The 13,708-nt window shown below is 35.1% G+C and carries 8 protein-coding genes; 4 read left to right on the forward strand and 4 right to left on the reverse strand.

Annotation, left to right across the window (positions count from 1 at the left end; genetic code table 11):
- Nucleotides 1-5: 5 nt before the first annotated feature.
- From DB891_RS11640 to DB891_RS11660, 4 genes are all read right to left on the reverse strand, one after another.
- The gene (locus DB891_RS11640) at nucleotides 6-2,372 is read right to left on the reverse strand and encodes a TonB-dependent siderophore receptor (RefSeq protein WP_116763729.1); all 2,367 of its coding nucleotides are present in this window, start codon (nucleotides 2,370-2,372) and stop codon (nucleotides 6-8) included.
- A 195-nt stretch (nucleotides 2,373-2,567) separates the two neighbouring features.
- Complete coding sequence (locus DB891_RS11645; protein WP_116763731.1) at nucleotides 2,568-3,047, reverse strand: DUF6265 family protein; 480 nt, start codon at nucleotides 3,045-3,047, stop codon at nucleotides 2,568-2,570.
- A 449-nt stretch (nucleotides 3,048-3,496) separates the two neighbouring features.
- Nucleotides 3,497-5,797 carry a type IA DNA topoisomerase gene (locus DB891_RS11650; RefSeq protein WP_116763733.1) on the reverse strand — a complete coding sequence of 767 codons (2,301 nt, stop codon included), beginning with the start codon at nucleotides 5,795-5,797 and terminating at the stop codon, nucleotides 3,497-3,499.
- Nucleotides 5,798-6,165: 368 nt separating this feature from the next.
- Nucleotides 6,166-7,812 carry a serine hydrolase domain-containing protein gene (locus DB891_RS11660; protein ID WP_116763736.1) on the reverse strand — a complete coding sequence of 549 codons (1,647 nt, stop codon included), beginning with the start codon at nucleotides 7,810-7,812 and terminating at the stop codon, nucleotides 6,166-6,168.
- A 463-nt stretch (nucleotides 7,813-8,275) separates the two neighbouring features.
- On the opposite strand from DB891_RS11660, the gene prfA reads away from it, so the two are divergent.
- The 4 genes from prfA (at nucleotide 8,276) to DB891_RS11680 (ending at nucleotide 13,638) form a co-directional block, all read left to right on the forward strand.
- Nucleotides 8,276-9,352 carry a peptide chain release factor 1 gene (gene prfA / locus DB891_RS11665; protein ID WP_116763738.1) on the forward strand — a complete coding sequence of 359 codons (1,077 nt, stop codon included), beginning with the start codon at nucleotides 8,276-8,278 and terminating at the stop codon, nucleotides 9,350-9,352.
- Between the two features lie 144 nt (nucleotides 9,353-9,496).
- Nucleotides 9,497-11,698 carry a DUF5723 family protein gene (locus tag DB891_RS11670; RefSeq protein WP_116763740.1) on the forward strand — a complete coding sequence of 734 codons (2,202 nt, stop codon included), beginning with the start codon at nucleotides 9,497-9,499 and terminating at the stop codon, nucleotides 11,696-11,698.
- Nucleotides 11,699-11,859: 161 nt separating this feature from the next.
- Nucleotides 11,860-12,687, forward strand: coding sequence for an orotidine-5'-phosphate decarboxylase (pyrF, locus tag DB891_RS11675; RefSeq protein ID WP_116763742.1), 828 nt, complete (start codon nucleotides 11,860-11,862; stop codon nucleotides 12,685-12,687).
- Nucleotides 12,688-12,843: 156 nt separating this feature from the next.
- Nucleotides 12,844-13,638, forward strand: coding sequence for an ABC transporter substrate-binding protein (locus DB891_RS11680; RefSeq protein WP_116763744.1), 795 nt, complete (start codon nucleotides 12,844-12,846; stop codon nucleotides 13,636-13,638).
- The last annotated feature ends 70 nt before the right edge of the window (nucleotides 13,639-13,708 follow it).

Genomic DNA, 13,708 nt, shown 5'->3' on the forward strand with positions numbered 1-13,708 from the left:
TTTAATTAGAATTTATATCTTAAACTAGTCATTACCTGACGTGGTGCAATTGGGTTTACACTGTAATTTTCGTGTACCGTGTAATTCAACTCATTTGTAATGTTTGATAGTCTACACAAGATTGAGAATTTCTTCCAAGTATAACCAGCAGATACATCTATTGTAGTGTAACCTTCTAATGGGATATCACGGTCTCTGATGGTTACAGTGTAAGCTTTATCTGGTTTTGGATTAGCAGGTGTAGGTTTAGGTGTAACATCTGTCCATAAATAATCATCATTCCATCCTCCAAGACGGTCTCCAACATAGTTTCCTATAGCCCCAAAAGAAAGTCCTTTTAATACTCCAGAAGGCAAAGTATAGAAAAAGCTTAAATTAGCTGTGTTTTTTGGAGTTCTTACAACAAGATCACCTTCAACGAAACTTCCGTTTGTTCCTGAAGTATTCGTATAACGCATATCATTATAACTATAACCCGCATTGATATTCAAACCTTCAAGAGGTCTTGCGGTAACATCAACCTCAACTCCTTTGCTTTTAGTTCCTCCACCTAAAACTTTTATGGTTGAACTTGTATTAACAGTAACTCCGTCTGCCAAAAATGGAGCGGTTTGTGCTAAATTACTGTTTTTAATTTGATAAACAGTTACGTTAGTACTCAAAATTCCTCTCCAAAAGTCTTTTTTGATACCTGCTTCATATTGGTCTATGATAGAAGCTTCTAGTACATCACCATCAACTGTAAGTCCAGTATTTGGCGTAAAAGAGCTAGAATAACTTGCAAACAAAGACATATCTTTTGTTGGTTGATACACTAATCCAATTTTTGGTGAGAAGGCTTGGTCTTTACGTTTTGCAGCTTCTACCGTCGTGATTGATGTTGGGTTAATTTTGTAAGTATCTGTAATTACTTGTGATTCTTGCCAAGACCAACGAATACCAGCCAAAAGTTTAATTTGTTCTGTAAACGAAATTAAATCTTGGGCATAAACCCCGAAACGATCTGTGCTTGTATCAGCTATTGCTGAAACTCTAGCAGTAGGGATATCATTTCTTTGTGTTGAAGGATCGAAAGTATAAAGATTGATAGTATCGTATATACTTGGATTATATGTTTTTGGGGAACCATCAGGGTTTGTACTTGTTACTAAAAATTTTTCATCAAAAAGATAAGTGTAAGCAGTTGCAAATGAATTTTCATAATCTACTCCTGTAAACACTTGGTGCTTTATGCTTCCAGTATTGAATGTTACTTGCAAACTCAATTGGTCTCCAAGTATTTGTTCTAAGTTTTTATTCTGAACCAATCCTCTGTTCCAGTAACCAGGAATTGGGTATGTTTTAGTGTCGTCTAAACCAGATAATTGAGCTGTTGATTTTTGAGTTCTATCGTAAGTTTGAAAAGAGCTATTGAAATTAAGCTTCCAGTTTTTGTTGAAATCATGGTTTACTAATATAGATGCACTGGCAGTTTTTGTTTTTCCATTTGACCAAAGAGACCCAAAATAGGTGTTGCGTGGAATATCTAAAATATCTTTTCCAATTATCCCTGTTCCAAAATCGGGAGTCCAATCAGCGTTTAAATAATCTCCTTGTACTGTAATTTGAGTCTTATCGCTTACGTTAAATAAAAAAGAGGGATTAATATAAAGACGTTCGCTTTTTACCACATCTCTAAAACTTTCTGCGTTTTCGTAAGAACCGGTGATTCTATAAGCAATATGTTTATTTAAAGGACCATAAAAATCTACAGAGGGTTTGTAGAAAGCGTTACTTCCTGCTTGTATAGTAATTTCTCCACCGCTTTTGAAAGAAGGTGTTTTGGTCACCAAATTTAAGATTCCACCTGGAGCCACATTTCCGTATAATAAGGCAGAACCTCCTTTAAGAAATTCTACTTTGTCTAAAGAAGCAACATCAGGGATAGAACCTGCATTATAGCGGAAACCATTTTTAAACATATTATTGGCAGACATATCATATCCTCTAGAGAAAAAAGATTCCTGAGCTCCACCACGAGCAGAACTTACATATACACCATTGGCATTTTTCAGCACTTCACTCAAGCGGATGGCTTGTTGTTGTTCAATTATTTCAGCACCAATTACTTGTACACTTTGCGGTGTGTCCATTGGTTTTAATCCAGAACGTAAAGCGGTTACAGGTTTAGGCTGTTTGTTTGCAGTTACAACAACCTCTTTTAGAATTTCACCTCTTCTTTTTTTTACGGTGTCATTGATTGAGTTTATAGTATCGGATGAGAAATAATATATTTCTTTATCATTTGAATTTGGTGTAACACTAGCCGTTTCTTGAGCTTGGATGCTGAAGCAAAATAGGGATAAAATTGAGGGTAGTAAAATATATTTCATATCGTTTATTTAGAATAAATAAAAATAACGATGCAAATATAGAACCTCATTCTCGATTCGACAAGTTTATTTAGACTAAATATGAATAATATAATTTAATAATTTTTTAGTAGTTCGTTTTCAGTATTTTAAGATGTAAAAAAACCTTGCTGGTTAGGAGCAAGGTTTATGGTAAGGTTAGAAACAGCGAGCTTTTTACTCTAATTTCTTCATTCCGAATTTTTCAGAGCTTGGTTTTCCGAGTTGGATTCCTGAAATTTCCGCAACCAAACTGTCCTTTTTAATTAAGGTATAAGTGATTTTTTGAGGATAATCGTGTTTAGGATTTTCAAATACCAATTTTTTATCTGTTTCAGAAGTCATCTTAAAAGAAACGGGTTTGTCATTGTTCTGTCCTTTTACTGTTGCACTATAGATTAAATTTTCTCCATTTTGTTGTAATGTTATTTTTTCAAAATGCAAAGTGTCTTTCTCTTTTATGAAAAAAGATTCGGCTTGAAAAGTGCTGTCATTACCTTTTTTCCAGCTTTCAGAAAGTCTGCCTTCTGTCATTTTATTTTCCCATTTTCCTAATAACCAGTTGGCTGTTTTTATTTTTTCTTTCTCGTTAGTTTCTGAGTTTTTACAAGAAACTATTACTAACAAAAGCAGTATAAGGGTTGTTTTTTGAAACATTGGTGTGAATATTTGGTGTTATTTTGAAATGCTAATTTATAAAAAAATAGAATAGAAAGATTTTTGATTTTATATTAACGATTTTTGATTTCTGATTGATAAAAAGGGGATTGTTGACTTATTAAGCAGATAATATCAAATAATCACTTCTAAGGTTTTTTTATTGGTCTCAGATATAGTTTAAAACTATGTACTTTAGTGCATTTTGCTATAGCTTCTAAAAATATTGTTACCACAAATTACACAAATTTTCACAAATTAATTAGTGCTAATTTGTGAAATTTGTGGTAAATAAAAAAGTGCTGCAACCTTGCAGACTTTCAGTCTGCCAACCAAATCTATGGACTTTCAGTCCATAGTGGTTTAGTTTTAGAATTTATGTATAAAATTTCATTTGCATTAGTTATGAATTGTCAATAAATCTAAAATCAAAAAGCGTTAATCAAAAATCAAAAATCATTTTTGCTTTCATTCAAAATGGAATAAACCAGTTCTTTGGTTGGTTTTTGCTCTTTTAGTTTTTCCCTAACCACATCAAAAGTGACTTTAAAATCACAACCCAATTTATAATCCCCACAACCATAAGCTGTTTTCCCTTTAAGAACTGTTCCTTTTTTGCATTTCGGACACGTTAATTCATCGGTTGTTGCTTTCGCGGCAGTTTTCTTCGGTTCCAATTTGAGTTTGAAATTTTCATCAAAGCGGAGTAAACCTTCCACAGTACCAGCATCGGTTTTAAAGTCTTTTAAATTTACGGTAGACCCTTTTTGAAGCAACCGCAAGTATTGATTCTCTGATATTTTTTTCTCTGCAAAAGTATAAGGCAGTACAAAAGTACAGCCTACTTTATAATCGCCACATCCATAAGCCGATTTTCCTTTTATAAGCGTCGTTTTTTTGCATTTCGGACAGGCTTCCGCCAAAATTCCTGCCGCTTTCTTTTTTTCTATGGTAGCCACTTCTTTTTTAATAGTATCTACATGCGAAATATTGGCACGCCTAGTTTCACTTCGTACTTCATACACTAAGGCTTCGACCATTTGTTTCATATTGTTGATAAATGCACCGGCGGTAAATGTCCCTTTTTCAATATCTTTCAACTGCTTTTCCCAGGAACCAGTAAGTTCAGCCGACTTTATTAAATCATTTTGAATGGTGTCAATCAGCTGAATCCCCGTTGGCGTTGGTAAAACTTGTTTTTTGTTTCGAACGATATATTGTCGTCTAAAAAGAGTTTCAATAATATTGGCTCGCGTTGATGGACGTCCAATACCATTTTCTTTCATCAATTCGCGTAAATCTTCATCATCAACCTGCTTGCCCGCAGTTTCCATGGCGCGTAGTAAGGTGGCCTCCGTAAACTGATTGGGTGGCTTGGTTTCTTTTTCTAAAAATGAAGGTTCGTGTGGCCCTTTTTCGCCTACAACAAAACTCGGTAATATATCGGCTTCCTTTTCTTTTGCATTGGGGTCTTCAAAAACAATGCGAAATCCTTTTTTTAAGATTTCTTTTCCAGTGGTTTTGAATAGTACATCGGCTGCTTTTCCAATTACTGTGGTATTGGCGACCAAACAATCGTCGTAAAATACGGCAATAAAACGTTTTGTAATAATATCATACACTTGTTGCTGATTGTATTGCAAGTTGCTTTGTATCCCCGTTGGGATAATCGCATGGTGATCTGTTACTTTTTTATCGTTGAAAACTTTAGCCGATTTTTTAATCTTTTTCCCTAAAAGTGGTTGCGTCAACGTGGCATAATTGGTTAAGTTTTGCAGAATACCGGGTACTTTTGGATAGATGTCGTTTGGTAAGAACGTGGTATCGACTCTCGGGTACGTGACTACCTTTTGTTCGTACAAGGTTTGAACAATTTTAAGCGTTTCATCTGCCGAAAACCCAAACTTTGTATTGCAATACACCTGTAAGCCTGTTAAGTCAAATAGCTTGGGAGCAAACTCATTGCCATTCTTTTTTTCAACAGAAACAATTTCAAAATCACTTTCCTTGACTTTATTGGCCAAAATTTCGCCATCCTCCTTTTTCAGAAAGCGTCCTTCTTCATAGCTGAAAAGTGTCTCTCTGTATAAGGTTTGCAACTCCCAATAGGGTTGAGGTTTAAAATTCTCAATTTCCTTAAATCGATCGACCACCATGGCTAAGGTTGGGGTTTGCACCCGTCCGATAGACAATACTTGTTTGTACCCGCCATGTTTTACGGTGTACAAACGGGTGGCATTCATACCGAGTAACCAGTCGCCAATGGCTCTGGAAAAGCCCGCGTAGTATAAATTATCATAGTTGGCGGATGGTTTTAAGTTTTCAAAACCCTCTTTGATGGCTTCGGTGGTTAAGGATGAAATCCAAAGGCGTTGTACTTCGCCTTTGTAATTGGCTTCATTCATGACCCAGCGCTGAATGAGTTCTCCTTCTTGCCCGGCATCCCCGCAGTTTATAACTAGCTCGGCTTTATCAAATAAACTTTTTACAATTCTAAATTGTTTTTGAATACCTGAATTTTGCACCACTTTGGTCTCGAATTTTTCGGGAAGCATGGGTAGGTTGTTCAAATCCCAACTTTTCCAATTGGGTTTGTAATCGTTAGGCTCTTTTAAGGTGCATAAATGCCCAAAGGTATAGGTTACGATATAGCCATTGCCTTCGTAATACCCATCGTGTTTGGTATTGGCTCCCAAAACGGATGCGATTTCGCGTGCTACACTTGGTTTTTCGGCAATACAGACCTTCATTTTCTCCTTCTAATTTGAAGGCGCAAATTAGGAATTTAGAAATTGGTATTAAAGAGAAAGTTTATGGAGTTATGAACGGGGGTAAGAGGGGTGATGGATTGGGAGGGAGCGAGTTGTTTGCTTTAGTTAATGTATTCCCATTCTGTGCGTCTTTGCGAGGAACGAAGCAATCTCATTTGCTATATCCGTTCCAATGATTTGTTGGGCTTGCTTTTGATTGTTTTTTTTGCAGTCTACTTCCCGCAATATTGTCATCATGACGAAGGGAGGATCACCGCAATACTATTCCGCAATGTATTTCCGATTACTATGACTTAAACAAGTAAAAAAGTCATAGTAATCTGGTTTAACTGCCTTTTTTTATTTTTTTATTTCGTCATTGCTGGTATCAAATATTCTTGCATAATCTTTTCAACTTGTTTTTCACCATATGGAGTATTGTATGCTGTGGCAGTAATTACAATTACAATAGGCTGGTCTTTGAAAATATAAATTCTATTCCCACCATTTCCGTCTGAATAATAAACTTCATAGTCCAAACCATTTACTTTGTATGTTTTATTGAAAAATAGATAACCATAAAATTCATTTTCAGATATTATCATTTGGTGCGATAAACTTTTTGCTATCCATTCCTGCGACAAAATTTGTTTGCCATTCCAAGTTCCTTGGTTTTTGTATAATTGCCCAAATTTGGCATAGTCTAATGAACTTAATTGCAAACTTCCTGCCGTATTTGCTACTTTTTGAGGTGTGAATTGCCATTTGTATTTTGTTATGTTCAAAGGACGAAATAAATTTTTGTCGGCATATTTCTCTAAACCATTTGGTACAGATTTATGGATGATGTCGCCAAGAACTACAACACCTGCTGTAAAGTAATCCCACTGCTTATACGCTACTTTTGTTTTGTCAATAGGAAGATTTAATGTAAAATCAATCCAATTTTTAGTAGGATACATATTTTCTTCGTGACCAATTGATTCAGTATTCATATCAGAACCTTCAAAAGTTGAACTCATTGTAAGTAAGCTTTTTAAAGTAATATTGTCTTTTGCTGTAGAATGGTTTTGAAAGGATTTTAGGTCGTAAAATTCTTTTAAGGTTTGCGTTTCACTTTTTATGTATTTGTCTTTGATTGCAATACCTAAAAGAGTTGATGCAAATGATTTTCCCACAGAACGTGTGTCGTGAAGTGTATTTCTATTTGCTCCATTGAAATACTCTTCAATTAGAATTTTTCCATCTTTTATTGCAACAATACTGGTGATATTTTTATAGGTTTTCTTTGCGATATTTCGGTTTAATTCTTCAATTTTAGCAACATCAATTTTTTCTATTGAAATCTGCCAATCTTTAATTGGCTTTATCGATTGAACTTTAACCAGTTTTTTATCAATTTTAATTTCTGGAACGATAATTTTTATTTGTCCTTCGGCAATTATGTTTCCTGTTAAAACCTCTGTCAGTTTTAAATAGGGTCTGATTTCAATTTTAAGTAGATGTTCTTCCTCTGAAAGTGCTTCTTGTCCGCCATTGCCTAAAAATCTATTCCAAAGAAATTTACCCCAAGAATCTTCGTTGGTAGAACTTATTAAAGGAACTCTGAAAATTGTTTTCTGATTTTTGCTTTCTGCACTTCCTGCTCCAATATTTAGATTTTCAACATAAATTTTTTTACTGTCAATAATAAATGTAAATTGATAATTCCCGTTTTTAGTCAGTTCGTCAGCAGTTGATTGAGGTGATAGCAAATGAAGATAATTTGTCAAAGATTTGTCTAAAAAAACTCTGATATTTAAATCGGTTTTCTCTTTTAATTCAAATGATTTTAGAAAATCGGTTTCTTTAAAGTTTTCAATTGCAATTGCCTGTCCCATAAAAGCAATTTTACCAATGTTTGATTTGTGAATTGGATAAATTATGCTATCGCTTTTTATAAATTCGTTTTTTTGTCCAGACACATTCAAGTATGTCAGTAAACTTAATGCTAAAGTGGTGATTTTTGATTTCATTGATTTTTGATGATTTTGATTGATGATTTTTAATTTTGATGATTATGCTTTTAGCGGTTTTGTGAGCGAAAATAGCAGTTAACTTGTATATATGTATGACAAAATCATACAAAGCCATCCTTTTTGGGGGAGATAGGCATGACAATCGACATAATTTATTTTTATCAAATATATGTTTTTAACTTTTTAAACAGCGAAAAAACTGATTAAATAAATTTTAGTTTTATGTCTTTTTTTAAAATAACTCCTTTGAATTCACAAATTTTACTGAAAACCACAATTACTGTTTTTTAGCACAAATGCCCTAGCCCTGATAGGAGCGGCATCCTTTTTATCCGCTTTTTTTGCGGTTAAAAAGATATAGCGGATAGCAGGAAATAGCTCCTGAAAAAACCAATACTGAAGCACTTTTAACTGTCAACTATTTTTCGTAATTTTGCACTCCAATAAAAGGAATAAGAAAATGTTAGATAGACTTCAAATAGTAAAACAACGTTTCGATGAGATTTCGGATTTGATCATTCAACCGGATGTAATCTCGGATCAGAAGCGTTATGTGCAGTTGAATCAAGAGTACAAAAGTTTAAAAGCTTTGGCCGAAAAGCGCGATGAATACGTGATTTTAATGGCGAATATCGACGAAGCCAATGAAATAATTGCTGACGGTAGCGATGCCGATATGACGGAGATGGCCAAAATGCAATTGGAAGAAGCCAAGGAAAGATTGCCGGAATTGGAGGATGAAATCAAATTTATGTTGATTCCGAAAGATCCAGAAGATGCTAAGAATGTTATGGTAGAGATTCGTGCCGGTACCGGTGGGGATGAAGCGAGTATTTTTGCAGGGGATTTATTCAGAATGTACACTAAATATTGTGAGGGTCGTGGCTGGAGAACTTCGGTTGTGGATATGAACGAAGGAACTTCTGGTGGTTTCAAAGAGGTAATTTTTGAAGTTAGTGGTGAAGATGTATATGGAACTTTAAAGTTTGAAGCAGGGGTTCACCGTGTGCAACGTGTACCTCAAACCGAAACGCAGGGACGTGTACATACATCGGCAGCGACGGTTATGGTACTTCCGGAAGCCGAAGAATTTGATGTGCAAATTGATATGAATGATGTTCGTGTGGATTTCTTTTGTTCATCAGGACCTGGTGGACAATCTGTAAATACAACGAAATCGGCGGTACGTTTGACACACATTCCAACAGGATTAGTGGCGCAATGTCAGGATCAAAAATCACAACATAAAAATAAAGACAAAGCATTTGGCGTTTTGCGTTCCCGTTTATATGAACAAGAATTAGCCAAAAAACAGGCTGAGGATGCTACAAAACGTACATCTCAAGTAAGTTCTGGAGACCGTTCGGCAAAAATTCGTACTTACAATTATGCACAAGGTCGTGTAACGGATCACCGTGTAGGATTGACTTTGTATGATTTAGGAAATATCATGAATGGAGACATTCAGAAAATTGTTGATGAGCTAGCATTAGTCAACAACATGGAAAAGCTAAAAGAAGCGAGCGAAGTTTTCTGATAAAAAATAATTAAACAATAACACTTACTTGGTTGTAAAAAACTAAATAAGTGTTTTTTTTGTGCTTTTGTTACGTTAAACGAATTAAAATCTTATTAAAATAAATACAATACCTAATTCAATATTAATCTAATAATCAATTTAATGAAAAAATCATTACTTTTTTTAATCGTTCTGTTTTCAGTTATGATAACAAATGCCCAATCTTATATGGGCTATATTCCTGATAATTATGCGGGAATACAAGGGGTACTTTTTAACCCAGCGTCTATTGTTGATTCTCGTTTTAAAACGGACATCAATCTATTTTCTACCAGCAGTTCATTAAACAATGATTTCTATGGTCTGAGTTTGTTTGATTTGTCGAAAAGCTCTTATGATGCCAATGAAGACGGAAAAAGAACGCCTTCGCAAAATAATGGTGCAATCTCGTATTCTGATGTGATGGGCCCATCATTTATGTTTAATATAGCTCCAAAACATTCGATTGCTATTTTTACCAGAGCCAGAGCTGTCGTGAATGCCACTGATGTAAATGGACTTTTATACGATCAATTGAAAGACGGTTTAGATGATGCATCAGATTTTAATATTAATGTTGGAAGTCCAAATATGGTAGGACATACTTGGGGTGAAATAGGAGCTTCTTATGCTGCTGTTTTATTGCAAAATAAGCAACATTTTCTAAAAGGAGGTTTGACTGCCAAATATTTAGTTGGTGGAGTCAATTCTTATGCGAAGGGAGATAATGTAACATCAGCATTTAATCAGACCAACGATCCTTTAACAAGTACATTGACAACTACGGGGACGCTTACTATAGGAAGTAGTCAGGATTTTATTACTGGAGACGAGGATGTGAAATTCGACGCTAATTCAACGGGTTTCGGGGCTGATTTCGGTTTAATATATGAATGGAGACCCGATTATGCGTCTTATGATTTGAATAATGCAAAACCTGTTGATAATAATTTTAAAGACCTGAACAAGTATAAATTGCGTTTTGGGTTGTCGATTACTGATTTAGGGTCTATTAAATATAATAATTCAAAAATTGATACCTATAATATCAATGGGGTAGTTTCTCAGCAAGATATCGATGATATCGATGAGCTAGGAGATTTTTTAGAGGATCAATATGGAACTCCTACCACGGTGTACAAAACAGTAAAAGCCAATTTGCCTACAGTATTGCATTTAGATGCTGATTGGAATATGTACAAAAAATTCTATTTGAACTTAAATGGAAATCTTAGTTTAGTAGACAAATCAGCTTTGGGTAAAACGAGTTCAGCAAATACTTGGATTTTGACACCTCGATATGAAACAAGATGGTTTACATTTTCTCTTCCTATAAATTATATGGAATATAGCGGAATGCAAGTAGGAACAGGATTGCGTTTTGGTCCAATGTTTGTTGGGTCTAGTTCGTTAATTACGAATTGGATTTCAAAAGAATCAAAAGCGGCAGATGTTTATTTTGGTTTTAAAATTCCAGTGTATCAAAAGAAATTTAAAGATACAGATGAAGATGGAATCTTTGATAAAGAGGATGCTTGTCCAACTGTTGCAGGACCTGTTGAAAACAAAGGTTGTCCTTGGCCAGATACTGACGGAGATACTGTTGTCGATAAAGATGATAAATGTCCATCAGTTGCAGGACCTGTTGAAAATGGAGGATGTCCTTGGGGAGATGCCGATAAAGATACTGTTTTGGATAATGTAGATGCTTGTCCAACTGTTGCAGGTGTTGTTGAAAATAAAGGGTGTCCTTGGCCGGATACTGACGGAGATTCAGTGTTAGACAAAGACGATAAATGTCCAAACGAAAAAGGATTGGTAGCCAATGCGGGCTGTCCGGAACTCGATGCCGATAAAGATGGTGTAACTGATAAAGACGATGCTTGTCCTACCGTTCCTGGACCAGTAAGCAATAAAGGTTGTCCTGAAGTAACAAAAGAAGTTTTGAAAGAACTTAAAGTTCAAGCTAGATCTGTGTTTTTTGTAACTGGAAAAGCGGTTTTACAAACGGCTGATAAAGGACAAACTGACGGAAGATTGGATGCTATTAAAGAGATTCTTAAAAATTATCCAAATGCCAAATTCTCTATCGAAGGGCATACGGATAGTGTAGGCAATGATAAAGCCAACCAAAAACTTTCTGAAGCCAGAGCTAAAGTGGTTATGGATGCTTTAGTGGCAAAAGGGGTTAATCCAGATAACTTGACGTATAAAGGATTTGGAGAGTCTAAACCTGTTGCCAGTAATAAAACTGACAATGGTAGAGCCGCAAACAGAAGAACCGAAGTAATACACGTAGGTACTATATACGAAGGAAAATTATAATTTTGTTTTTAATTCTAAAAAAAAGCCGTTCTTAATTGAATGGCTTTTTTTATTTTTGCACTTCTTCTAAAAGGGAACCGTTTTTTCGTAATGAATGGGTTAAAATACTTTAAAGTAACTTTGCTCAACAACAAGCTATAAACAATAAATAACAAACTGTCTTGACTACACAACAATTAATCGATCAAATTAAAATTAAAAAATCATTTCTATGCGTAGGTTTAGATGTAGATTTAAATAAAATTCCAAAGCATTTATTAGAACTGGAAGACCCTATTTTTGAATTCAATAAAGCCATTATTGATGCGACCCACGATCTTACGGTTTCCTATAAACCCAATACTGCTTTTTATGAAGCGTATGGAATAAAGGGATGGATCTCGTTGCAAAAAACCATAAACTATATCAACGAGAAGCATCCTGAAATTTTCACCATTGCCGATGCCAAACGTGGAGATATCGGGAATACTTCATCGATGTATGCCAAAGCTTTTTTTGAAGATTTAAGTTTTGATAGTGTAACAGTGGCTCCGTATATGGGTAAAGATTCGGTGGAGCCGTTTTTGGCTTTCGAAAATAAACACACTATTATGTTAGCCTTAACATCGAATGAAGGTGCTTTTGATTTTCAAACTTTGAATGTTGACGGAAAGGAGTTGTACAAACAAGTATTGGGAACCTCTAAAACTTGGAAAAACAGTGAGAATCTAATGTATGTGGTTGGTGCTACCAAAGCCGAATATTTCACCGAAATTCGTAAAATTGTACCCCATAGTTTCTTGCTGGTTCCCGGTGTCGGTGCTCAAGGTGGAAGTCTTTCTGAAGTGTGTAAATACGGAATGAATGACAATGTTGGGTTGCTTATCAACTCGTCTCGAGGGATTATTTATGCTTCCAATGGAACCGATTTTGCCGAAGTAGCAAGAGCCGAAGCCTTGAAAATGCAACAGGAGATGGAAGAAATTATTAGTTTAAAGTTTAAGGTTTAAAAGTTTAAAGTTGTTTTGTGTTTAATTTCAAGCAATTTTTTAGTTATTCAGCCAATTATATTTTCAGGACAATATTTTTTCAAAGTATTAAATTGCCTCCAGCTAAAGCTGGAGGCAATTCAAAATGGCAGAATAGCACAATAATTTTTTTTAAAAATGAAACAATTCATTGACCAAATCGGCACTTCCCATTCTTTTGAAACATCGCCTAAGCGAATCGTTTCTCTTGTACCTTCCCAAACGGAATTATTATATGATTTAGGCTTAGAAGAAAATATAGTTGGGATTACCAAGTTTTGTGTGCATCCCTATCATTTTAAATCGACTAAAAAAATAGTTGGTGGTACCAAGAATGTGCATTATGACAGAATCCGTTTATTGGAACCGGATATTATCATTTGCAATAAAGAGGAGAATACTCAAGAAATAGTAGCCGAATTGCGTAAAATTTGTTCGGTTTGGGTAACGAATATTGCGACTATTGAAGATAACTTTCAGATGATTACTGATTTTGGCCAGATTTTCGACCGAAGAACCGAAGCCAGGAAATGGAACGACAAATTGGCTTTTGCCTTGAGCGATTTTAAAAACTTCATCGCAGCTATTCCAGTTAAGAAAGTTGCCTATTTTATTTGGAAAAAACCGTATATGGTGGCTGGTTCGGGGACTTTTATAGATGAATTATTGAAACTGAACCATTTTCAAAATCATTTCGCTTCTAAAGAACGTTATCCCGAAATTGAACTCGAAAAAATGGAAGAGGAAGGGAATCTGGATTTGGTTTTACTTTCTTCCGAACCGTTTCCGTTCAAAGCCGAAGACGGTTATGAAATTGCAAGATCTACCGAGAATGCCAAAGCTATTTTGGTAGATGGCGAAATGTTCTCTTGGCATGGAAGCAGATTACTTAAGGCTTTTGATTATTTTAAGTATTTGCACGGAAGTATTTAGATGTCAAAAGAATCTAAAGAGTCAAAAAATGGAAAGTCTAAGAGTCCAAGAAATCTAACAATCTAAGAAG

This window comes from Flavobacterium laiguense (assembly GCF_003097655.1).
GTDB classification, from domain to species: Bacteria; Bacteroidota; Bacteroidia; order Flavobacteriales; family Flavobacteriaceae; genus Flavobacterium; species Flavobacterium laiguense.

Bases quoted from the DNA above. Each gene is read 5' to 3' on its own strand.
- DB891_RS11640 (WP_116763729.1), bottom strand. From the start codon at position 2,372: ATGAAATATATTTTACTACCCTCAATTTTATCCCTATTTTGCTTCAGC.
- DB891_RS11645 (WP_116763731.1), bottom strand. From the start codon at position 3,047: ATGTTTCAAAAAACAACCCTTATACTGCTTTTGTTAGTAATAGTTTCT.
- DB891_RS11650 (WP_116763733.1), bottom strand. From the start codon at position 5,797: ATGAAGGTCTGTATTGCCGAAAAACCAAGTGTAGCACGCGAAATCGCA.
- DB891_RS11660 (WP_116763736.1), bottom strand. From the start codon at position 7,812: ATGAAATCAAAAATCACCACTTTAGCATTAAGTTTACTGACATACTTG.
- prfA (WP_116763738.1), top strand. From the start codon at position 8,276: ATGTTAGATAGACTTCAAATAGTAAAACAACGTTTCGATGAGATTTCG.
- DB891_RS11670 (WP_116763740.1), top strand. From the start codon at position 9,497: ATGAAAAAATCATTACTTTTTTTAATCGTTCTGTTTTCAGTTATGATA.
- DB891_RS11680 (WP_116763744.1), top strand. From the start codon at position 12,844: ATGAAACAATTCATTGACCAAATCGGCACTTCCCATTCTTTTGAAACA.